Below are 21,643 nucleotides of genomic sequence, written 5' to 3'. Positions count from 1 at the left end.
GCGGTATGCCGGGCTAGGGTCCGGGGGCATGGACTCCGCCAGCACCGCTGCAGCACGACTGCTCTCCTCCGACCTGATGCTCGAGCAGGTCGGACCCGATGGGGCCTCCGAAGCGCTCGCCACCGCGGACCGGGTGCTCGCCGACCCCGGGCGCAGCGCCTCGACGCTCGGCGGCGTCACGGTTGGCCTGTGGGCGGCGGGCCCCGGCCAGGACATAGATGTCGAGTGCGACGAGGTCTTCCTCGTCCTGAGCGGTCTCGGGACCGTCGCCTTCGACGACGGCAGCTCGATCGACCTGCGGCCCGGCGTGCTTGTCGAGCTCCACGAGGGGGACCGCACGACGTGGGTCCTCACCGAGCGCCTGCGGAAGCTCTACCTGGCTTGACAGGAGTACGCCGTACACCTTAGCGTTCCAGCGATGTGTACTTCGTACACCATTCTGCTGAAGGACCACCGTGAACCTGTCCCGCCCGACCGCCGTCGTCGCCGCGCTCTTCTTCCTGCTCACCGAGGTCGGCGCGATCTCCGGACGTGCCCTCTACGGCCCCATCCTCACGAGCACCGACTACATCACCGGCGCCGGTGGGGACGACCGGATCCTGTGGGGCGCGCTGTTCGAGCTGCTCCTGGTGGTCGCCGCGATCGGCACGGCCGTGACGTTGTACCCGATCGTCAGGCGGCAGCACGAAGGAGTCGCACTCGCGTTCGTCCTGGCCCGGCTCGTGGAAGCGGTCGCCATCTTGATCGGCATCCTCAGCCTCCTCACCATCGTCAGCCTGCGCCAGCAGTACGCCGGGTCAGCCGACCCCGACACCCTCTCCGCCATCGGCTCCGCGCTCCTGGCCCTGCACGACTGGACCTTCCTGTTCGGGCCCAACTTCGCGCTGGGCGCCGCCTCGGTGCTGCTGGCCTACCTGATGCACGCCTCAGGCCTCGTGCCCCGCGCCATCGCCGTCTTGGGACTCATCGGCGGGACGCTGATCTTCGGCTCCGCGATCGCCGTCATGTTCGGCGCCTACGAGCAGACCTCCACGCCCGGCCTGCTCGTCGCCCTCCCCGTCTTCGCCTGGGAGCTCGCGCTGATCGGCTGGCTGCTCGTCAAGGGCTTCCAGCCGGTGGGCATCCTGACCCAGCCCGCCTGACCCGGCTGCGTGCAGCTAGGACGCCGACGGGCAGGAGGATCGCCGGCTGGGCCGACGAGGCGCCGGCACCACGGGGCGACCAGCCTCGAGATGCAGGGCTGGCGTCACGACAGGCGTCACGAGACCGGGAGCTCCTCGGAACCGCCGATAGCTGTAGGCGAGGAGGGTCAGCGCGACGGCCGCGGATGCCAGCTGCGACACACCGACGATTGCGCCACCGGGCAGCCACCAAGCCTCCGCCAGGGGCCACCACCCCGGTGCCGCTGGCGAGAGGATCCACACCACTCCGACCGGGAGGATCATCAGGGCCGACGTGGTGGAGCCGAGGAGGCGGGGACGCGTGGCGACGCCATGAGCGGCAGCCTGGAGAGCGCGTCCCCGGACCGTGTCGACGCGGCGCGCGGCCCAGTCGTACTCACGCGACAGCAGCAGCAGCCCGGCCAAGGTGATCAGGAGCCCTGGCCCGGGCAGCGGGATCGCAGCCAGGCCCCCGAGCAACAACAACCAGCCGGCCGCTTCGCGCACGAGCCTCTGCGCCGCGCGCACTGCTCGTGTCGTCGCCATCTCGCCTGCACGCCGAGGCTTCGCCGACATGGGAGGTCGCCTCTCTCGATGGGCGGGGATGGGAGGTGGTGATCACAACGCGCGTTCCCCCTCAGGGTATTCCGCGCCTGCGCGCCTGGGAGTGGCGCCGAGCATCAGCACCGCGGCGACACCGGCACCTGCCGCCAGCACGAGGAAGGCATCGGCGTACGACCCGAGGGCCCGCGCCAGCAATGCTCCCGCGAACGGTGCGAGGGCGGCGGCGCCCAGGGCGGGCGCCGTCAGGATGCCGTTGAGCGTGCCGTAGGCCTCCGGGCCCCAGCGGTCGGTGACCGCGGTGGCGTGGACGAGGGTGTAGATGCCTCGCGCCAGCCCCAGGAGCATCCCGATCACGATGAGCAGGCCCGCGGAGTCGGGTGCCAGCGCCAGGGCAGCCGTTGCCGCAGCCACTCCCGCGACCACGATGACACCGCGCGCCGTCACCGAGGTGGCGGCCGCGAACCGGGCGTACCCCAGTCGCCCCGCGACCTGCCCGACACCGCCGAGACCGAGGGCGACGGCCGCAAGGTTCCGGCTCATCCCCTGCTCGACCAGCATCGGCACAAGGTTGATGACCACGGCGAACACCGACAGCGTCGTCAGGGTGCCGGCCAGCGCCAGCAGCAGGAACGGACCGCTGCGAACGACGGCGGCCACGTCCGGCTTCGGGGCGTGGTGCGAGGGGCGGGGGGCGTCGCGGTGCTGGGTCCGCCAAGGCGCGCCGAGACCCCACCAGTGCAGCGGCACCGTGATCAGCACCAGACCGGCCAGGAGCACGAGGTAGGCGACCCGCCAACCCCACGCGTCGTCAAGCACCGAGGCCAGGGGGGCGAAGACGGTGCTGGCCAGGCCCGCCACCAGGGTCAGCGTCGTGAGGGCGCGGACCCGCTGAGCCCCGCCCCAGTGGGTGAGGGCTGCGAACGCGGGCGGATACAGGGTGCCGGCCATCGCGACGCCGACCAGGACCCAGCCGAGGTAGAAGACGGCCAGGTTCGGTGCCAACGCCACGGCGAGCAGGCCCGGTATGGCGACCAGTGACGCCGCCGTCATGACGGCCCGGGGACCGACGGCGTCGATGTGTCGACCGACCCAGATCCCGACGACGCCCGAGACGAGCTGGCACCCGGAGAACGCGCCGGTGACCGCCACGCTCGACCAGCCGGTGTCAGCGGTGATGGACGACTGCAGCGCCGCGAACGCGTAGTAGAGGACGCCCCACGAGACGATCTGGACGGTGCTGAGCACTGACACCACCTGCCGCAGCCCGCCGGGATCGAGCGCGCCGGGCTGCGGAGCCTGCTGGGCAGGGGCGGCCGTGTCGGTCACCCGCACCCGCCGCCGACCACGACGAGCTGCGGCTCGGAGGGGCTGGGGCCGCAGCACCCGCCACCGGCCGGTGCGGCTGCGACCGCGGTCGCGTCGTCGAACGCGCCGGCACCGTTGCACACCCCGGTGGCAGGCAGCACGAGCTCGACCCGGCCCGCGGCCTCCAGGTCGCCGTCCAGGGCGGCAACCACGGAGCGGACCTGCTCGTAGCCGGTCATCGCCAGGAACGACGGCGCTCGCCCGTAGGACTTCATCCCGACGAGATACAGCCGATCCTCGGGCTGGCTCAGCTCCTTGTAGCCGTGCGGTTCGACGTCGCCACAGCTGTGGTGGTCGGGGTGGATCTGTCCGGCCAGGACGCGCGCTGCGCCGAGGGCCGGGTCGAGGTCGAGGCGAACCTCGGAGAGGAAGCCGAAGTCGGGGCGGAAGCCGGTCACCACGATGACCTCGTCGACGTCGGTGACCTGCTGGCCGTCGGTCGAGGTGATGGTGAGGCGGCCGTCGTCCTGGGTGGTGACGGACTCGGTGCGGAACTCCGTCACCTGGGTCACGAGCCCGCTGGTCGCCGCCGCCTTCGCGTCCTGGCCGAGCTTGCCGCGCTGCTCGAGCTGGTCGTTGTCGCCACCGCCGAAGGCGTCGCCGACCGAGGGACGCCGCAGCAGCCAGGACACCCGGATGCCGGGGTCGGCCTGCGCGAGCCGCGCGAGCCCGACGAGCACGCCCTGGGCCGAGGCGCCCTTCCCGGCGACGGCGACGTGCTTGCCGGCATAGCGGGCAGCCGACGCGGGGTCGGCAAGGTCGGGGATGCCATAGGTGATGCGATCGGCGTTCTCGGTCTCGCCGAGCGCGGGATAGCCGTCGGCACCGAGCGGGTTGGGACGCGTCCAGGTGCCGGAGGCGTCCACGACCGCGCTAGCGAGCAACCGCTCCGGGCCGCCCGGGCCTTCCACGTGTACGGCGAACGGGTCGCCCTCCCGCCCGGAGTCGACCATCAGGTCGCGGCCGGCGCGACCCACGCCGGTCACCCGGGCGCCGTACCGAACGGAGCCTCCGGGGGTGCTGGCCAGCACGGCCGCGAGCGGCTGCAGGTAGTCGCGGCGCCACTCGCCACCGGTGGGATAGCCGGAGTCGTCCGGGGGCGTCCAGGTGCCAGCCGCCTCCAGCAAGCGACGAGCAGCCGGGTCGACGAGCTCCGACCAGGAGGAGAACAGCCGCACATGCGCCCAGCCTGCCACGGCTGCGCCGGCGTCCTGTCCCGCTTCCAGGACGACGAAGGGCAGGCCGCGCTCGGCGGCGTCGGCGGCAGCGGCCAACCCGATGGGGCCGGCACCGATGATCACGACGGGGTCCTGCATGGCGTTCTCCTCTGACTCCTCTTCCATCGACAGACATCGATGAACCATACTGTATCGACATACATCGATGAAGGCAAGGTACGATCTGCGCCATGACCACCTCGCGGATTGCCACGGACGCGGGACCCGCCCTCGGCAAGGAGGAAGCCGAGAACTACGCCGACTGGTTCGCTGTGCTCGCCGACCCGACGCGGGTGCGCCTGCTCCACACCGTCTCGACGTCGGCGACCGGGGCGATGCGCGTGGGAGATCTCGCCTCGACGCTGGGTGTCAGCCAGTCCACCTGCTCACACCACGTCGAGCTGCTCAGGAAGGTGGGGTTCGTGGCGGTCGACAAGGTCGGCACCGCCAGCATGGTCTCGGTCAACGCCGCCTGCTGCACCGGCCTCCCACACGCAGCGGACGTCATCATGGGCACCCTGGCGTCCCCGCCGTGCTGCCCGGCCGACCTGCCCGCCGACGTCACCACTCGCCCGGTCTCCGACGCCGACCTGGCAGCGGTGCTCGACATCTATGCGCAGGGGCTCGCGACGCGGAATGCCACCTTCGAGACCACGCTGCCGACCGCCGAACAGCTGCGGTCTCGCTGGCTGCCGGGTCTTGCGTGGGTGGCCGTGCTGGACAATCAGGTGGTCGGCTGGACCGGCGTCACCCCGGTCTCGAGCCGCGAGTGCTACGCCGGCGTCGGCGAGAGCTCCGTCTATGTCGCCGAGGCCGCGCGCGGACGAGGGGTCGGCAAGGCGCTGCTCTTCACCCAGGTCGTCGAGGCCGACAAGGCCGGCCTGTGGACACTCCAGACGTCGATCTTCCCGGAGAACCGCGCCAGTCTGGCGCTGCACCACTCCGCGGGCTACCGGACGCTGGCCGTCCGCACCCGCATCGCCCAGCTCGACGGCATCTGGCGGGACACCGTCCTGCTCGAGCGTCGCAGCGAGGTCAACTGAGCCCCCCCCTCCGAGGTTTGCTCGCTCAGAAGAAGAGCCGGTAGACGAACCAGTAGCCGATGGCGAAGAGAACCATGCTGGCCATCGCGACCGACATCACCACGGACATGACGGCACGTCGACCGGCGCCACTCATGTCCGGGGCTTCGCCGGCCAGGTCGCCCACGACGAGCTGCTGCTGAGCGCGCAGGAAGTCCTGGTAGACCCCGCCCCACACCACGCGGCCGCTGTAGGTGGCCCACCGTCCCTGGCTCAGAACCACCAGCATGGGCAGCTCGAACAGGGCGAAGTGCTTGGCGGGGCGTCGGCTGAGCTGCTCGTGGGCGCTCTCGTCAGCCGTGTTGCACACCAGGACCGGCAGGACCGCGGCGCCGGTCCGGAAGCCCCGCGGCATGCCGCCCTTGGCTTGCTCCGCCCACCGGAGGGCCAACGCGGTGAACTCGCAGACGTTGTCACCACTCGCGTGCTCCACGCGGCCGAACAGCACGAAGGTGTGGAGCCGGGTGAAGCCCCACCCCCACCTGAAGTCAGCGCGACGCACGCCGGCCAGGAAGGTCGTGGGATCCGCCTGGTGCTGGTGATAGCCGGCAGCGACCAGACGCTGCACCTGCTCATCCGCCCACTGCTGCGACCGAACCGCGTGGCTCTGGATCATCCTGTCCCCCGACCTGGCGAGCGGCTGGCCGGGCTCCCGGCACGCCGGCGGCCGACCGCGGTCTTCTGTGCCAACGACCTGGTGGCCCTGGGCTTGCTGCAGCAGGCGACCTCGGCCGGCGTCCGGGTCCCTGAGGACCTCGCCCTCGTGGGTTATGACGACATCGACGTCGCCGCCGCGGCCGCGGTCCCCCTCACGTCCGTGCGGCAACCGCGCGCCGAGCTGGGCCGGACGGCGGCCAAGCTCCTGCTGGACGAGGCGGACAACGCCATGCACGTGCACGAGCAGGTCGTGTTCGAGCCTGAGCTGGTCGCGCGCCGCTCGACACAACAAGTGGTTGGGTCCCCGCCCCAGGGGCAGAAGTTGCCCGGCTCGGATGCCGACGGGCGATCAACGACCGGCGGACTCGAGGTCTCGCAGGGGCACGCGCACGCTCAACACGTCACCGGACAAGCGCACCCGCGCCCGTAGCCCCGATCCGAGCACCATCGGCATCACCGCCAGGTTGTCGGGGCTGGTCCTCAGGAGCAGCTCGTCGTCACCCAGACGGGCCGCGGCGCGTGCGGCTTCCATCAGCAGGCGGGAGCCGATACCGCGGCGACGCCAGGCCGGGTCGACCTCCAGCGTCAGGAGGCGGCACCCGGGAGTGACGAGCTCTGCGAGCACGGCCCGCCCCATCGGGGTCCCAGCCACCTCCGCCGCCACGCAGTGGCTCGTGACCACGTAGTCCGGCGCGCTCCCGGTGCCGAGACGCCGCGCCGGAGTGGGACCGACCCCAGCGTCCTTGGCGCGCTGCAGCACGTCGCTCACCAGACCCGCCATCGTTGCCCCGCGCGCATGCTCCGTCGCGGTGAAGGGCACTGCGCGATGAATCTGTACGGAGACGTCGCCGACCGTCATCTCCATCGAGTCAGTGGGAGAAGGGCGGTCGGCCTGCTCGGCGTCGGCGTCGAAGAGCGCCGCGACGATCTCGGGGAACCGCGCCGGCCGGGCCAGGATCGCGCGCGCTGCCTCCACGTAGCGAGTGGGCTGGTCTCCGAGCGCCTGCTCGCCGCACGGATGGGAGACGACCGCACGGGCTCCGGCCCGCTCGACCAGCGCCGCCACCGCATCGGTGTCCCACTCGGGCGGCACCTCCAACACGAAGTCGTCGGTCACCGACCCCACCCCCGGGAAGACCTGCATCGCCAGGATGTTGACGCCCGCGGCGCCGCACTCCTGCGCCAGGGTCGCCAGAGCACCGGGACGGTCCGGCATCGTCATTCGTACTCGCCACAACATGCGTCCACCATGCGCGGGCGATGTTGCCGGACGGCACCGTGAAGGTTTCCATCGCGAGAACACCCAGAACAGTGAGCAACGGCATGGCCCGCGTGGGGCGTGCCGCACGTCCCTCACCCACAGGACCAAAGACCCTACTTGCCACGGGTTGTGAGTGGTTACCTGTAGTTGACGCCGCTCTCCTCATCGAGGGCGAGTCCCCCACCTCAACGAGATGGGGAGTTTGAAAGAAGTGGCCAGGGAGGGTGAACCTCACCATTCCGCCTGGGTGACACGCCTCCAGGCGCGGCCATCTCCGACGAGTCGCTGCACCTGCCCACGAGGGCCTCCGCTGCAAACAAACCTCACACGCAGTCATCTGCACGTCGAGAGGCCCTAGCTGATGTCCTTGGCACAGGGCTCCCCCGCACTTCCCGGCCGTCTGGCGTCGGTCGCCTCGAAGATGAGGTCGACGCTGGCGGTTCGAAGCGGAGCTCCTCGGCGGTCACCAGCAAACGAGCACTTCTCGTTGTCAGCCACGCTCTGGAGCGAGCGTTCGAGGACGCAGCCATCGGCGACGGGATGTCCGTGCCAGGCAGCGCAGCTGCCGGTAGCGACGCGGCTGACGAGGGGCTGGTCCTCGGGTTCTTCCAGCGACGCGGATACTTCGACATCGAGGCCGCCCGGTATGCCGCCCTCGCCGCTCAAGGCCACACCGTGATCGTGGCGTTCACCGGCAGCGTGGACGCAGTCCCGGAAGGGGTCACGGCTGTCAGCCTCTCCGTTCAGGACCCCCTTGGCCGGGGACTGGGTGGGGTCGCTGGTGCGAGGGGCGTTCGCGGCGACGTTGATCGCTCGCGACGTACACGAGCTCACCGCCACCGAGGGTGACCCTGGAAGCCAGTCGGCTGTTCCGGGGGTGGTCCACCCTGCGACGACACACGGGCCCTGGAGGGCACCAGAGACTGCTTGGACCACCTCGCCCCCCACCTGCCGCCAGACGTCCTCGCCCGAGCGTGCGGCCACCTGGCAAGGTGCGCGGCGGAGCCTGTCTCCCGAGTCGAGGACCGGCTCGCAGTTGCGGCCGACCACCTGCTGTGGTCGTTGGAGGCCGGCTATCGACGCGCCGCGGCTTTGCGTCTGGAGCTGGCGTCAGCCACGTCGCTGGCCGAGCGAGACCAGCTCACCGGCCTCCACAACCGACACCATCTCGAGCGATACCTCGGCGATCGTGATCGGCCCGCTGACCTGCTCGCCATGCTGGTCGACGTGGATGACCTCAAACAGGTCAACGACACCTGCGGGCACGAGGGCGGCGCCGCGCTGCTTCGCTGCGTCGCTGACGTCCTTGCGGCCAACACCCGGCCGGGAGACGTCCTCATCCGCTGGGCGGCGACGAGTTCCTGATCCTGGCGCCTCTCGTCGACGTCGAGTCCGGCCTGCGGTACGGCGAACGCCTCGCCGCCGCGATCCGGGACCGACGCATCGGCTCCCCCTGGGAACACCTCGTGCCATCGGCCTCGGTCGGGGTCTGTCCGGCCCGGCACCTCCCCCTGCCGATGACCCAGCTCGACGCAGCCCTCGGCTACGCCAAGCAACACAACAAGGGGCACGCCGCTCTCCCGCCGAACTAGGAGTGCAGAACGCCGGAGGGGTCGTGCGTTGCGTGCGCTGGAGCGATGCTCGAACCTCAAGGACGTCGCAGATTCTCAGCCCCGTGCTCTGCGACGAGGAGTGGCAGCACGGCAGTGAACGTGCTGCCCACCCCGGGCGTACTGACCGCGTAGAGGTCACCTCCCATGAGTCCGACCAGGTCACGGCAGATCGCCAGACCCAGACCGAGCCCGTCGTGCGTGCGGGTGTCAGCTGTGTCCTCCTGGGTGAATGACTCGAACAGCGCTTCCACGTGGTCCGGCGGTATGCCGATCCCAGTGTCGTCGACGACGAACTGCACCCAGGCCCTCGCTCCTGCCGACCTGGGTGTGGGCGCAGTCTTCATCGAGACGGTGAGACGAACGCTTCCGGACTCAGTGAACTTGAGGGCGTTGCCGACCAAGTTGGAGAGAACCTGGGTGATCCGTTCGGCATCTCCTTGGACGACGGGGGGCAGCGCTGGGTCGAGCACGACCTCGAACTGCAAACCGCTTGCATTGGCTTGCGACTGAGCCCACTCCACGATGTCGTCGAGGACGTCACCGAGCCGGAACGTTGCTGACGTGAGCTTGATCTTCCCGGCGTCGAGCCGGGAGAAGTCAAGGATGTCGTTCACGAGGCGCAGGAGACGGTGACAGTTGCGGTCCATCATCGCGGTCAACCGGCCCTGGTCACGGTCGAGTCGGGTCTCCAGGAGGAGCTCGGTGGCGCCGATGACCATCGTCAGCGGTGTGCGGATCTCGTGGCCGAGGTTGGCCAGGAAGATCGTCTTGGCCGCGTTCGCTGCCTCGAGCTCGCGCCGCATCATGTTTGCCTCGGTGATGTCTTCGGTGATGGCGTGCACTCCGACCACCTGATCGGAGACGATGACCGGGACCGCGGTGACCTTGGTCTCGCGAACGTCGCCAGCTGCCGTGACCAGGCGCACCTCCAACAGCTGGGGGCGCCGCTCGATGACGGCCACCAGTGCCTTGTCGCTCCCATCGATGTCCTCGGAGTGGACGAGGTCGTGAAATCTGGTCCCGAGGAGCTCACTCGGAGCGTGGCCGATGAGTTGCTGCATGGCGTCGTTCGCGGCTGTCACCCGACCCTCCAGGTCGAGAGAGAACACCCCATGGGGGCTGTAGGCGAAGAGCGAGCGGTAGCGCTCGGCCTCCTCCGCCAAGGCACGCTCGGTGGGACTCATAGAAGGCTTGTTGGAGTCAACACGAGGGGCCCGTGTCATCTCAGTCTCCAAGGACCGTGCTCGAAGTGCCGACCGGTTCGGTGCGCATAACCGTCAGTGTGTTCCCCCGAACGTCTGCACCGGTCGGTATCAGCCATCTTTCTTGGCTGGTCTGGTCCTGTCCGGTCGCCGGCGGAGACACTCGGAGGAAGCGACAGGTGTCCCACGTGCGGCTGTGCATCCGTGGGGACGGCCCCGCCGCCGCTGGCTCCACACACGGGGCCTGAGGGACAACGCTGCTGTTTGGAACGCCCGTCGCCTGTCATGGGGTAGCCGAAGTTCCACGTCCTATGCACGCGCCGGAGGACAGTCGCAAGCGCTGACGTTGGGACCGACTGATCAACGGCCCGCTCTGGCGACAGGCGGTGGCCGACCTGTGTAAGGACGTGTGGCTCGAGTGCCAGCCAGCAACGAACGGAGTACGCTCGACGGGAGCTCCCGGACCCGGGCTCATCGTCCCATCTGGTCGTTGCGTGCCCTCACGGGCGTTGCCGCTGGAGCAGCGCACTGAGGCAGAGTATGGAAAACACCCGTCCGACGGCGGCGGCCGCGATTGCGCACGCCGTCGAGGAAATCAACCACACCGGCACTCTCGAGGACACCCTCGACGCGATCGTGCGAGCGACCCTCACCTCCGTCCCCGGATTCGAGCACGCCAGCATCTCCACGCGGCGGCGCGACGGCACCATCGAGACGCTCGCTGGCAACGACCAGCTCGTGTGGGAGCTCGACGCGACGCAGTACGACCTCCACGAAGGTCCCTGCGTCGACGCCATCGAGGACGAGCCGGTAGTGGTCGTCGAGCACCTCCGCCACGAGCAGCGATGGCCGCGCTACATTCCGGCGGCCATCGAGAAGGGCGTTCGATCTCAGGCTGGCGTGCAGCTTTTCACCGACGGCCGTCACCTGGGCGGGCTCAACCTGTACTCCACCGAGAACGACGAGATCGACCGGAGCTCCATGGACACGGCCCGGCTGTTCGCCACGCACGTCGCGGTCATGCTCGGGCACGCTCAGGAGCAGGACCAGCTCAATCGGGCGCTTGATCACCGAAAGGTCATCGGGCAGGCAACCGGGATCATCATGGAGCGCTACAGCATCGACGAGGGCCGAGCCTTTCAATTTCTGGTCCGAGCATCCTCGACCAGCAACATCAAGCTCTACGTCGTGGCCCAAGAGGTCGTGACCTCCAGCAACGAGGGCTACCGGTCCAACACCGCACCTGCCCGCACCTCACTGCTCTGAACTCCGACGGCGTCGGGTGCTCCGTTCTCGCGAGCCCTCCGCACGATGGCGTACTGTCCTTCACAAGACGTCAAGACAACGGCGTCGCTCACTTCATCGAGGGAGCGACCACCATGGCGCACACCCCGAACCATCCTGGGCAGCCCGAGCGAGCCGCTGTCCACCACATCGATTGCTTCGACCAGCGGCCACGTCCTGAGGAGCTGGGGAGCTACCCGGGCGCACGAGGCCCCGCCGGGCTCGGCAGTGCGAACCGTGTCACGCGCAACCTCGTCCTGTCGATCGTGAGGCCGTGATGATTCGGCCGTGCCACACGGCAGATGATCGAGCGCTCTCGTTGGCGGTGGTCAGCGACTTCCCCTTCGCGCCCGCCGGCGTCGCCGCGCTCCTGAAGCCGTACGACCAGAGGGTCAGGGTCGAGCAGCTCATCGGTGTTCTGCCGCCGCGAGGCGCGTTCGACGTCGTTCTGCTGGACGTCATCGGCTGCACCGCACATCTACTCAAACGGGCGATCAACGAGACCGGCGCGGCCGTTCTGCTCTTCAGTGACGCGGACGGTCGGGAGCAGATCGACAAGGCGGTCAGGGTGGGTGCGGCCGGATTCGTGACCACTACAGCCGGTGGCTCGGAGATCCTTGCAGCTGTCGAGACCGCCGGCGGCGTCCTTCAACGCTCAGCGCCGTCGAGCGAGTCGGACAGCAAGGAAACCTGGCCGGGGCAGCACTTGGGCCTCACCTCTCGCGAGTCCGAGGTCGTGAGCCTCATCGTCTGCGGTATGTCGAACAAGGACATCGCCAGCGAGATGTACCTGAGCATCAACTCGATCAAGAGCTACATACGCACCGGCTACCGCAAGATGGGGGTGACCAGCCGCTCCCAGGCCGTGCTGTGGGGTCTGGAGCATGGCTTGCGCGTGGAGCAACTACCGAGTCCGATTCGACTGTCGCCTGTCCTTCAGAGAGGTACGCCGACTGGAACTCGTCACCGCACGTGACCAGGACGAGGTAGCCCCGCCGACGACCTCATATGGCACCGGCGGGGCCAGTGTCACCAACCGCGTGCAGGCGGGCTCACCCCGGGATGTTGCGCGGGTCGTGACCGTAGGTGTTGCGTTCGCGGATCGTGCCGTCGAGGTTGCGAATGATGTGCTCGACCTTCGTCTCACGGGCCTCATCCCGTCCGATGCGGACAGCTTCGTCCTTGCGGTCGTACTCTCCCTGAAGATCCTCGATCGCTTCGACGCGGTTCCTCCACTTGCGGTCAGCGTGGTAGGTCTCGATGTCACCGGCAGGCATGACATGTCCTCCTTGAATGGCCGGACACGATTCAACTTCCTTGCTCGTACCCGATCGAGCGCGCACAGATGCGCTGGTACGCGCTCCGCATGACCGGTGCTCAGACGATCGGCCGATGGCTCCCCTTGGTGGACGTCACGACCTCCTCGGCCACGTCGCGGACCTTCATGTTGCCCGCCACGGTCCTAGCGAGGTCCGTAGAGTCCATCGCGCAGCCCATCCATCGGGTTCGCGGTGCTGCAGACCACACCCGCTGGTGGAACACCCGTGCGGGGTCTGCAGTTGGGATGGATGCGCCGGCCCGGTTCATCCCCCCGGGCTCTACATATTGCCGCTACGAGCGGCCACTCGCCGAGAGGCGGTTGTCGGGTCGGCGCCCTCATCGAACGCAGCCCTCCCTCGCGGATGGGCGGCCGGTAGGCGAGCGCCCTCTCAGGACGCCGCCGTCTGTCCCGGCCGGCTGCAACGCCAAATTCTCGCTACTGCTGACCCACAACAGGGCTCGATGTGACGCCTCGCGACACGCGGGCCATCGAGTGTCGTGCCGATATGCCGGACGGGGACCAGAAGCGAGCCTCCCGCGATCGCACCGCCGATCGCCGTGAACGGCTGGCCGACGAACGCGAGGGTATGGCAGACCGTCGCGACCTAGTCGCTGGACGGCGAGAGAACATCGCAAACGCTCGCGAGTACGAACTCGACAGGCTGGACGACGATCTGCGCGCCCGTCCCGACTACCCGCCCGGGACCACGGCGGACGACAGGCAGCGCCATGCAAAGTCCTTGGACCGATCAGAGGACACGGGTTGGAGCGCTCCTTCAAGGGGGTTGACCGGGATCGCGCCAAGATGTCGCGCGAGGAAGCAGCAGAGGCCCGCGTACAGGACGACGAAGAACGAGCGGCAGCCCGCCCGGCGACCGAGGACTGACGCCACGTTGTCGCGTGCCGGGTTCAGTAGAGGCTCTGAACTGACGCGGCGACGGTGGTCGCCACGGGGTTGTGGCGGTAGTGCTGTTCCTCGAACTCGACGGGTGGGACGAGTCCGATCTCTCCGTGGAGTCGGCGGTGGTTGAACCAGTCCATGTATTCCGCGCAAGAAGACGACGCGTTCTTCGGGACCTCGACGCGGCCCCGGGCGTCGGAAGCCACCGACGTATTGCGCCTGCCCGCCCAGGACGGACAAGACTGTTGCGCGCCGGCACCCGACGATCGTGACAAACGCGTGTCATCCAGCGACCTCGAACCGCGACCAGGGTCGATGGAAGCGGCAGCGCATGCGGAAGTGTCGTTCGGACGAGCGCGTCGGAACGTTCGGGAGTCCTGACCGAGTCGCGGCTCAGTGTGGCCGCCTCGACGTCAATGTTGGGCAACAGCCGCTGAAGACGTTCGGGCAACCACCAGATTCCATCCCCGACGAGGCTCATCAGGGCAGGGACCAGTGTCATGCGGACCGAGAAGGCGTCCGCAAGGATGCCGGCCGAGAGTGCGAACCCGATCAACTTGAGGATCGGGTTGTCGGCGAAACGAGAAAGCGGCAAAGATGCTGAACCTGATGAGCGCTGCTGCGGTCACTACGCGGGCGCCGTGCTGGAAGCCCACTGCGATCGCCGTGTCGTTGTCTGCGCCGTGGGTGTGTTCCTCGTGCATGCGCGTAACGAGGAAGAACTGGTAGGCCATCGCGAGGCCGAACAGGATGCCGACCATGAGGACGGGCAGCAAGCTCATGATCGGGGCGCCCTCGTCGCGCCGCGCTCGAACGCCCGTCAGCGGCCTCTTTCAGCCGAGCGGTCCGCCAGATTGGAGGCCGTGGCCCAAGACCTATTGAAACCGAACGTCAGCAGCTCCCGTAGTAGCCCGACTCCAGATCATGGGGCCAGGAGATGAGTTTCGAAGCTGTAGCGACTCGCGGCGTAGACGTGCGTGCCGTACTCGACCATGGCGCCGTGATCGTCCCACGTGGTGCGCTGCATGGTGAGCAGGGCGGCGCCCTTCACCTCGTCCAGCAGTCGGGACTCGCTCGCGGTCGCCTGACGAGCACCGAGAACTTGCGTGGCCATGTGCATCTGTACACCGCGCGCACGCAACAACGCGTACAAGCCCTCCTGCTCGAGCATCTCGGCTGTGAAGTCAGCGACGGCCGGCGGCAGGTAGTTCGTCATCTTCGCGATCGGGCGGCCGGCCGCGCTGCGCAGCCGCACCGCTCGAACCAAGGGCTCGCCGATCTCGATACCGAACAGGCCGGCCAGCTCCTCATCGGCGTCGACCTCTTCCAGTGCCAGCACATGCGTTCTCGGCTCTTGTCCCCCGGCCGCCAGATCGTCGTACAGGCTGGTGAGCTCGAGGGGGCGCTTCACCTTCGGCTGGACGACGCGGGTGCCGACTCCTCGCTTGCGGACAACCAGGCCCTTGTCGACCAGGTGCTGCATGGCGCGACGCATCGTCGGACGGGACACGCCAAGCTGCTCGCCTAGCTCGATCTCGTTGGTGAACAACGCTCCCGGAGGGATCTGGCCCGAGGTGATGGCCTTCTCGAGGTGCTGGGCCAACTGCGAGTGGAGCGGCACAGGGCTGCGCCGGTCAACCACGATCCCCGGCACCGCGATTTCGCTCACGGTGCCGTCGGGGGTGTGGCTCACCGCGTCAGTATCCCAGTGTCCGACGCGGGCGCGCGCGCTAGGTCTTGTGGTCATGCCGTCAGCACCAGCAAGCAGGCAGACACCAAGCCAGAGGCAAGTGCCACGCGCTCGAACGTGCCGCGGTCCACCCGTCGGATGGCAATGACTCCTGCCCAGGCACCGAGCGCAAGAGCCGGGAGGAGTGCCAGATCCATGAGAAGGGCGTCCTGGGAGAGGAGGCCCAGTCCCGTGCTGAACGGCACCTTGGCCAGGTTGACCGAGAAGAAGAACCAGCTGAGGGTCCCCAAGAAGCTCAGTGTGGGGGTGGACAGCAGGAGCAGGTAGCTAGTCATCAGCGGCCCCGCGGCGTTGGCCGTCATCGTGGCGAACCCCGCGCCGACTCCCGCCAGCACGGCCATGCCTCGCCGGGCGAGACCATCAGTGCCTTGACTCCCTACCGTCGTTTGCAGCCGTGGCCCCGCGACCAGCTGGCAACCGAGGAGGGCTAGAAGCAGCACGCCGATGGCGACCTGCACCTGGCGGTCCCCGGCAGAGCCCAGGAACCACGCTCCCAGCAGCAGTCCCGGGACAACGCCCGGAAGCACCCGCAGGAGCAATGCCCAGTCCGCGTGACGGCGATAGATGGCGAGTGCCAGCACGTCCCCAGCCAGGAGCAGCGGCAACAGGGCCCCCGTCGAATCACGTACGGGAAGGGCAACCGCGAACAGCACGACGGCCAGCGCGCCGGCGCCACTCACAGCGGTCTTCGCGACGCCGACAAGTGCCGCCCCCAAGGCGAGCAGGAGCCAATCCTCGGCCGATAGACCCATCCCACTCCCCGCATTTGTTAGTACATCTCCATATCAGCATGGCGGACGACCCCCCAATTGGGCAAGGGCCAGTACGCATCAGGAGTGCCGAAGTGCCGGGTCGCACCGTGCGCCACGTCACAGATTTCGTCCGAATGTTAGAACAAAGTCTTGACGTGAGGGCCATCACGCGCTTTCAATGTGACAGCCGACACACCGCACCGGCGTTACGCCGACAGCAGCACCGGGTCGGCATCGCCCCTCACGAGACGACGGAGACCTGATGAAGCTTGGCGTGTACAGCGCGATCCTCCATGACCGCTCGCTCGACGAGGCGCTCAAGGTGATCAAGGGTCTCGGTCTTGACGGGCTCGAGGTGAACACCGGCGGCTTCCTGCCCCCCGTGCACGTGGAGAACATCGACGAGATCCTCAAGAACGACTCGGCGCGGGATGACTTCCTTGGTGTCTTCGAGGCCGTCGGCCTCGAGATCCTCGGCTTGAACTGCAACGGCAACCCGCTTCATCCCAACCCGATCATCGGAGACGCCCACGCAGCCGACGTCGTGCGCTCGCTTCGTCTCGCGCACCGACTTGGCCAGCATCGCGTGGTTACGATGTCGGGACTGCCCGGCGGCGAGCCTGGGGCCCAACGCCCCAACTGGATCGTCAACGCGTGGAACTCGGGTTCACTTGAGGTCCTGGACTATCAGTGGGACGTGGCCGCCGCATTCTGGTCCGAGATCGACGTGTTGGCCCGAGAGCTGGACGTCAAGGTCGCCCTCGAGCTGCACCCGCAAAACCTCGTCTTCAACTCGGCTTCGATCTTGGAGCTGCGCGAGCGAATCGGCGCGACGAACATCGGCGTCGAGCTTGACGCGTCCCACCTGTTCTGGCAGCAGATGGATCCCATCGCGGTGGTGGAGCACCTGGGTGACGTGGTCGTGCACGCCGCGGCCAAGGACGTCCGCGTCAACCAGCACGCCACGATCAACGGCGTCCTAGACAACAGCTTCCGTCGCCTGGACGCCACCGAGCACCGCGTGAATCTCGGTGGCGACGAGTGGGCCAACGAGTGGCCCAACCCGTCCGCCTGGGACTTCGTGGCTGTCGGGAAGGGGCATGACGCGGACTACTGGGGACGATTCCTCGCCGCCCTGCACCGAGTCGACCCCGACATGATCGTCAACATCGAGCACGAGGACACCTCCTTCGGCCCTATAGAGGGACTGGAGTACGCCAGCAGCGTCCTGCTCGACGCCGCCGCCAAGGCTGGCCTTCGCTAGTCACAGGACTTCGTGCCAGCCGGTCGCCGACCGTTCCAGGACACGAGACCAAGTTCCGCCATGGAACAGGGAACCAGGAAAGAAAGGAACACCCATGAAGTTGCTCAACATCGTGGAGGGAGGTCGTAGGTCGCCCTTCGCCCACCTGACGAAGGTTTCAGCTGCTGTCACGTGCTCCGTGCTCGTGCTCGCCGGTTGCTCGGGCGGAGACGCCTCTGACACTGCAGAAACGTCTGGGTCCGGTTCAGCTGCTGTCGGTAGCGCTGGAGAAGCCGGCTCCCGGCACATCTGCGCCATCGGTGGCGCCGACGCGTTCTTCGCGGTCGTCAAGAACGGCGCCGACGCGGCAGGCAAGGCTGCCCAGGAGGCCGGCAACGAGTACACCTGGATCCCGCTTCCGAACTACAACAACATCGGTCCCGACATGGTCAAGCTCATCGAGCAGGCCGTCGCCCAGGACTGCACTTCCCTTGCCGTGCCTGTCTGGGACGGCGACGCTGAGGGGCCTGCGCTCCAGAGCGCCATCGACGGAGGCGTCAAGGTGTTCATGTACAACGCCGGCCTGCCGCTTATGGAGGACGGCACCATCGAGGCTCTCGGCTACTACGGCACCGACGAGTTCCAGGCGGGCGTCGCCGCCGGTGAGTACTTCGCCGAGAACGGCTCCGAGAACATCCGCTGCATCAACACGCAGCCGGGTGCGGTCAACTGGCAGCAGCGTTGCGGTGGGCTGATCGAGGGAGCCACCGGTCAGGGCGCCGATGCCGAGGAGATCAAGCTTCCGCCGGAGAGCTTCGGCGACGCAGCAGCCATCACTGCCGCGGTCCAGGCCGAGCTTGCGAAGGACCCGAGCATCGACGGGTTCGCGACCGGCTCCGCCGCCGACGCCGACGCCGTCAATGCGGCCCTCAAGGCTACTGGCGGCGAAGCGCAGCAGGGCGGCTGGGACGTGTCGGAGAACATCATCAACCGCATCAAGGACGGCGAGGCACTGTTCGCCGTCGACCAGCAGGGCTGGTACCAGGGTTGGCTTGCTGTGTCTCAGGCCTGGATGTACGACCAGTACTCCATCCTGCCCGCCACGGGCGCCGTGCTCACCGGGCCGGCACTCATCACCAAGGACAACGCGGAGAGCGTGTTGGCCGGCGTCGCGGACGGTTACCGCTGACCGCAGCGCTCCAGCGCGGCGGCCGACGGGGTGGGCCACCGAGACCGAGTGGTCCACCCCGTTCCTGCCACAACGCACGAGACTGCGTAAAGGAGACACACAACATGTTCGACTTCAAGGCATTGACCCGGCGAGCTGAGTTCGCCGCGTTCGTCGGCACGCTCGCCGTCTACCTCTTCTTCCTCTACTTCGGGTGGCCGACGTTCCCGACGGTCCTGGTGACCGCCGGCTGGGTGAACGTCGCCGCCGAGCTCGGCATCGTCGCGCTTCCCATCGCACTCGTGATGATCTCCGGTCATCTCGATCTCTCGGTGGGCTCGAACATCGCCGCCGCTGCGATCACGTACGCGCTCCTGTGCGGCCATTACGGCCTCCCTGACGTGATCGGGCTACCGGCGGGCCTGGCAGTCGGTACGTTCTTCGGCTTCCTCAACGGGTTGATCGTCACCAAGACCAAGGTGTCGTCGTTCATCGTGACCCTGGCCATGTCGTTCTTCATCCGCGGGCTCATCTTCGGGGTGACAAAGCTGATCGTCGACAACGTCCAGGTTGCAGTCGACGTCGACCCCTGGGTCGAGAAGACGTTCGGCGGCCGCATCTACCTCGCGTACGAGAACGCCATCTACCTGTTCCTCATCATGGCCCTGGTCATCTCCTGGATCCTCTACAAGACGACCTTCGGCAACTGGATCTTCGCCATCGGCGGGGACGAGACGTCAGCACGCGCAGCTGGCGTGCCCGTCGAGCGCACCACCATCTTCTTGTTCATGGGCTCCGGCTTCGGCGCCGCACTGCTCGGCGTCACGACGGTCGCGCTCTATGGAAGCGCACAAGTGTCGGCCGGGCAGGACAAGGTGTTCTACTCGATCATCGCGGTTGTCGTCGGCGGAGTGCTTCTCACCGGCGGCTATGGCTCCCCGCTCGGCGTGATCTTCGGGACCATGACGTTCGCCATCGTCACCAGCGGCGTCAACTCGACCGGGTGGGGTGCGGACTGGTCGCTGCTGATCATCGGCCTCCTGCTGCTCGTCGCCGTGCTGGCCAACAACACCTTCCGCAACTTGGCGCTCTCGGGGGGCAAGGTCACGACGACCGCGACAACCCCAGATCCCCCCAGGCTGCCTGAGCCTGTCCTGGAGCCGTCAATGGAGAAGGAGAACGACCATGTCTGACCAGAGCACGCCATATCTGAGTCTGGAGAATGTGTCCAAGACCTTCGCTGGATACCAGGCGCTCGCTGACGTATCGCTGAACATCCGGCAGGGCGAGGTCCTGTGCCTGCTCGGCGACAACGGCGCCGGCAAGTCGACCCTCATCAAGGTCCTGTCCGGCTTCCACCAACCCACCTCCGGCACGGTGCGAGTGGAAGGCGAGGAGGTGACCCTGAAGACGCCCCGCAGCGCAGCGGAGCGCGGTATCTCCACCGTGCACCAGTTCGGTGGGACCTTCCCCTTGATGAGCCTCGGCCGATCCTTTTTCGTGGGCGTGGAGCCCAAGAAGGGAGTCGGGCCGTTCAAGGTGTTCGACAAGAAGCTGGCCAACGCAGTCGTCGTCGAGCAGATGCAGCAGATGGGCATCACGCGCGTCACTGACGGCGAGCGTCTGGTCGGAAGCCTGTCGGGTGGCGAGCGCCAGGTCTCGGCCATCGCTCGCGCCGTGTACTTCGGTGCGAAGGTCCTCATCCTCGATGAGCCGACTGCCGCCCTCGGCGTGAAGGAGGCTGCGCACGTCCTGCGCATCATCATGCAGGCCAGACAGCGCGGCATCGCCGTCGTTCTGGTGACTCACAACGTCACGCATGCCATGAGCGTGGGCGATCACTTCGCCGTGCTGATCCACGGTCGAAAGGCCGATGACTTCGCCAAGGGTGAACGCACCCGTGAGGAGATCACCGACCTCATGGCTGGGGGCGAGGCGATGGCCGAGCTCGAGGCCGAGCTCGCCGACCTCACCGGCACCACCAACGACATCCACTGAACGTGTCCGGGCCGACCCCAGACCGGGTCGGCGCGGACAACCAGGCGGGCCTTCCCGCCACCCAACCTGAGAGGAACACGATGTCTGACCTGCGCATCGGCGTCGTCGGCGCCGGACTCATGGGCGCCGACCACATCATCCGCATCCGTGACCGTGTGGCGGGCGCCGCCGTGGCTGCGGTGATCGACCCCGACATCCCCAAGGCGGAGGCCGCCTCGGCCGAAGCACCCGGCAGCACCGTGTTCGCGTCCCTGGACGCAGCCGTCTCCGCGGGGGCGATGGACGCGGTCCTCATCGCCACGCCGGGGAAGTTCCACCTCGACGACCTGTTGGCGGTAGTCGAAGCCGGGTTGCCCACGTTGTGTGAAAAGCCCCTCACCCCCGACCCTGAGTCGGCTCTGAAGGTGGTCGACGCCGAGGTCGCCGGGGGTCGTAGGTTGATCCAGGTCGGATTCATGCGTCGCTTCGACGCCCAGTACATGGAGCTGCGCGACATCATCCGCGACCAGCCGTACGGAGACCTGTTGGCCCTGCGCTGCGTGCACCGCAACCCGGACGTGCCGGAGAGCTACACCACGGACATGCTCATCAACGACAGCGTGGTGCACGAGATCGACGTCGTACGTTTCCTGACCGACTCCCCCATCGTGGCCGTCGATGTCAAGCACCTGAAGCGCAGTACCAACGACCACAAGGATCTCGACGAACCGATCCTGGCGTTCCTCGAGACCGAGAACGGCGTCATCGCTGACGTCGAGATGAACGTCGCCGTGAAGTTCGGCTACCAGGTGAAGACCGAAGCGGTCTTCGAGAACGGCATCGCCGAGATCGGCCGCACGTCCGGCACCACGATCTGGCACGAGGGTCGCTACTCGGGAGCCGAGCACACGTCGTTCAAGACCCGGTTCGCGGCGGCCTTCGAGACTGAGCTGCAGCGGTGGGTCAACGCGGCCAGGAATGGTGGCATAGACGGCCCGTCCGCTTGGGATGGCTATCTGGTGGCAGCCGCCTGCGCAGCCGGGACCGAGGCCCTCCTCAGCGGACGCCGGGTCGAGGTCGCGTACGCCCCGAAGCCCGACTTCTACGCCTGACGACCGAGCGAAGGA

At 67.8% G+C, this 21,643-nt stretch carries 24 protein-coding genes; 12 read left to right on the top strand and 12 right to left on the bottom strand.

The window, feature by feature from the left end:
- Positions 1–28 precede the first annotated feature (28 nt).
- Together JWN68_RS16275 and JWN68_RS16270 are read left to right on the top strand one after the other, a co-directional pair.
- Complete coding sequence (locus JWN68_RS16275) at positions 29–385, top strand: cupin domain-containing protein (protein WP_297740798.1); 357 nt, start codon at positions 29–31, stop codon at positions 383–385.
- Positions 386–455: 70 nt separating this feature from the next.
- Positions 456–1,142, top strand: coding sequence for a DUF4386 domain-containing protein (locus JWN68_RS16270; protein ID WP_297740796.1), 687 nt, complete (start codon positions 456–458; stop codon positions 1,140–1,142).
- Positions 1,143–1,157: 15 nt separating this feature from the next.
- Here JWN68_RS16270 and JWN68_RS16265 read toward each other — a convergent pair whose 3' ends face one another.
- Genes JWN68_RS16265 through JWN68_RS16255 form a run of 3 tightly spaced genes read right to left on the bottom strand, consistent with a single transcriptional unit; the run spans position 1,158 to position 4,405 of the window.
- Complete coding sequence (locus JWN68_RS16265) at positions 1,158–1,736, bottom strand: PGPGW domain-containing protein (protein ID WP_297740795.1); 579 nt, start codon at positions 1,734–1,736, stop codon at positions 1,158–1,160.
- A 42-nt stretch (positions 1,737–1,778) separates the two neighbouring features.
- Positions 1,779–3,050, bottom strand: coding sequence for an MFS transporter (locus tag JWN68_RS16260; RefSeq protein ID WP_297740793.1), 1,272 nt, complete (start codon positions 3,048–3,050; stop codon positions 1,779–1,781).
- Entirely contained in the window at positions 3,047–4,405 is a 1,359-nt protein-coding gene (locus JWN68_RS16255) for an FAD-dependent oxidoreductase (RefSeq protein WP_297740791.1), read from the bottom strand. The genes JWN68_RS16260 and JWN68_RS16255 overlap by 4 nt, the downstream gene beginning before the upstream one ends.
- Before the next feature lie 92 nt (positions 4,406–4,497).
- Here JWN68_RS16255 and JWN68_RS16250 point away from each other — a divergent pair, with 92 nt between their 5' ends.
- Positions 4,498–5,349, top strand: coding sequence for a metalloregulator ArsR/SmtB family transcription factor (locus JWN68_RS16250; RefSeq protein ID WP_297740789.1), 852 nt, complete (start codon positions 4,498–4,500; stop codon positions 5,347–5,349).
- 25 nt (positions 5,350–5,374) lie between these two features.
- Here JWN68_RS16250 and JWN68_RS16245 read toward each other — a convergent pair whose 3' ends face one another.
- A complete protein-coding gene (locus JWN68_RS16245; RefSeq protein ID WP_297740787.1) occupies positions 5,375–5,956 on the bottom strand; it encodes a hypothetical protein in 582 nt (193 codons plus the stop codon).
- Between JWN68_RS16245 and JWN68_RS16240 the strand changes: the two genes are divergently transcribed.
- Complete coding sequence (locus tag JWN68_RS16240; RefSeq protein ID WP_297740785.1) at positions 5,921–6,475, top strand: substrate-binding domain-containing protein; 555 nt, start codon at positions 5,921–5,923, stop codon at positions 6,473–6,475. The genes JWN68_RS16245 and JWN68_RS16240 overlap by 36 nt on opposite strands.
- Here JWN68_RS16240 and JWN68_RS16235 read toward each other — a convergent pair.
- Together JWN68_RS16235 and JWN68_RS16230 are read right to left on the bottom strand one after the other, a co-directional pair.
- Entirely contained in the window at positions 6,395–7,285 is an 891-nt protein-coding gene (locus JWN68_RS16235) for a GNAT family N-acetyltransferase (RefSeq protein WP_366519822.1), read from the bottom strand. The two genes, JWN68_RS16240 and JWN68_RS16235, sit on opposite strands and share 81 nt — an antisense overlap.
- Before the next feature lie 375 nt (positions 7,286–7,660).
- Positions 7,661–7,978: a hypothetical protein gene (locus tag JWN68_RS16230; RefSeq protein WP_297740781.1), complete on the bottom strand. Its 318-nt coding sequence runs from the start codon at positions 7,976–7,978 to the stop codon at positions 7,661–7,663.
- Positions 7,979–8,233: 255 nt separating this feature from the next.
- Between JWN68_RS16230 and JWN68_RS16225 the strand changes: the two genes are divergently transcribed.
- Positions 8,234–8,671 carry a GGDEF domain-containing protein gene (locus JWN68_RS16225; RefSeq protein WP_297740779.1) on the top strand — a complete coding sequence of 146 codons (438 nt, stop codon included), beginning with the start codon at positions 8,234–8,236 and terminating at the stop codon, positions 8,669–8,671.
- A 283-nt stretch (positions 8,672–8,954) separates the two neighbouring features.
- On the opposite strand, the gene JWN68_RS16220 is transcribed toward JWN68_RS16225, so the two are convergent.
- Positions 8,955–10,103, bottom strand: a complete 1,149-nt coding sequence (locus tag JWN68_RS16220) for an ATP-binding protein (protein ID WP_297740777.1) — start codon at positions 10,101–10,103, stop codon at positions 8,955–8,957.
- Between the two features lie 558 nt (positions 10,104–10,661).
- Between JWN68_RS16220 and JWN68_RS16215 the strand changes: the two genes are divergently transcribed.
- Complete coding sequence (locus tag JWN68_RS16215; RefSeq protein ID WP_297740776.1) at positions 10,662–11,387, top strand: GAF and ANTAR domain-containing protein; 726 nt, start codon at positions 10,662–10,664, stop codon at positions 11,385–11,387.
- Between the two features lie 295 nt (positions 11,388–11,682).
- On the top strand, positions 11,683–12,381 hold the full coding sequence (locus tag JWN68_RS16210) for a response regulator transcription factor (RefSeq protein ID WP_297740885.1): 699 nt from the start codon (positions 11,683–11,685) through the stop codon (positions 12,379–12,381).
- A 76-nt stretch (positions 12,382–12,457) separates the two neighbouring features.
- Here JWN68_RS16210 and JWN68_RS16205 read toward each other — a convergent pair whose 3' ends face one another.
- The 5 genes from JWN68_RS16205 to JWN68_RS16185 all read right to left on the bottom strand — a co-directional run bounded on the left by JWN68_RS16205 (position 12,458) and on the right by JWN68_RS16185 (position 16,128).
- Positions 12,458–12,682 (bottom strand): DUF2188 domain-containing protein, encoded by a 225-nt coding sequence (locus JWN68_RS16205; protein ID WP_297740774.1) that lies wholly within the window; start codon positions 12,680–12,682, stop codon positions 12,458–12,460.
- A 952-nt stretch (positions 12,683–13,634) separates the two neighbouring features.
- On the bottom strand, positions 13,635–13,832 hold the full coding sequence (locus tag JWN68_RS16200) for an IS3 family transposase (protein ID WP_297740772.1): 198 nt from the start codon (positions 13,830–13,832) through the stop codon (positions 13,635–13,637).
- 207 nt (positions 13,833–14,039) lie between these two features.
- The gene (locus tag JWN68_RS16195) at positions 14,040–14,408 is read right to left on the bottom strand and encodes an MMPL family transporter (RefSeq protein ID WP_297740770.1); all 369 of its coding nucleotides are present in this window, start codon (positions 14,406–14,408) and stop codon (positions 14,040–14,042) included.
- A 140-nt stretch (positions 14,409–14,548) separates the two neighbouring features.
- On the bottom strand, positions 14,549–15,319 hold the full coding sequence (locus JWN68_RS16190; RefSeq protein ID WP_297740768.1) for a GntR family transcriptional regulator: 771 nt from the start codon (positions 15,317–15,319) through the stop codon (positions 14,549–14,551).
- A gap of 50 nt (positions 15,320–15,369) precedes the next feature.
- Positions 15,370–16,128 carry a TSUP family transporter gene (locus tag JWN68_RS16185; RefSeq protein WP_297740766.1) on the bottom strand — a complete coding sequence of 253 codons (759 nt, stop codon included), beginning with the start codon at positions 16,126–16,128 and terminating at the stop codon, positions 15,370–15,372.
- A gap of 262 nt (positions 16,129–16,390) precedes the next feature.
- Between JWN68_RS16185 and JWN68_RS16180 the strand changes: the two genes are divergently transcribed.
- The 5 genes from JWN68_RS16180 (at position 16,391) to JWN68_RS16160 (ending at position 21,628) form a co-directional block, all read left to right on the top strand.
- Positions 16,391–17,392 carry a sugar phosphate isomerase/epimerase gene (locus JWN68_RS16180; RefSeq protein WP_297740764.1) on the top strand — a complete coding sequence of 334 codons (1,002 nt, stop codon included), beginning with the start codon at positions 16,391–16,393 and terminating at the stop codon, positions 17,390–17,392.
- Positions 17,393–17,486: 94 nt separating this feature from the next.
- The gene (locus tag JWN68_RS16175) at positions 17,487–18,560 is read left to right on the top strand and encodes a substrate-binding domain-containing protein (RefSeq protein WP_297740763.1); all 1,074 of its coding nucleotides are present in this window, start codon (positions 17,487–17,489) and stop codon (positions 18,558–18,560) included.
- A 104-nt stretch (positions 18,561–18,664) separates the two neighbouring features.
- Positions 18,665–19,732: an ABC transporter permease gene (locus JWN68_RS16170; protein ID WP_297740760.1), complete on the top strand. Its 1,068-nt coding sequence runs from the start codon at positions 18,665–18,667 to the stop codon at positions 19,730–19,732.
- Complete coding sequence (locus JWN68_RS16165; RefSeq protein WP_297740758.1) at positions 19,725–20,537, top strand: ATP-binding cassette domain-containing protein; 813 nt, start codon at positions 19,725–19,727, stop codon at positions 20,535–20,537. The genes JWN68_RS16170 and JWN68_RS16165 overlap by 8 nt, the downstream gene beginning before the upstream one ends.
- Before the next feature lie 80 nt (positions 20,538–20,617).
- Positions 20,618–21,628 (top strand): Gfo/Idh/MocA family oxidoreductase, encoded by a 1,011-nt coding sequence (locus JWN68_RS16160; RefSeq protein WP_297740756.1) that lies wholly within the window; start codon positions 20,618–20,620, stop codon positions 21,626–21,628.
- Positions 21,629–21,643 lie beyond the last annotated feature (15 nt).

This window comes from Nocardioides sp., assembly GCF_025964975.1.
Taxonomy (GTDB): domain Bacteria; phylum Actinomycetota; class Actinomycetes; order Propionibacteriales; family Nocardioidaceae; genus Nocardioides.
This window is presented reverse-complemented; position numbering and strand designations above follow the sequence as displayed.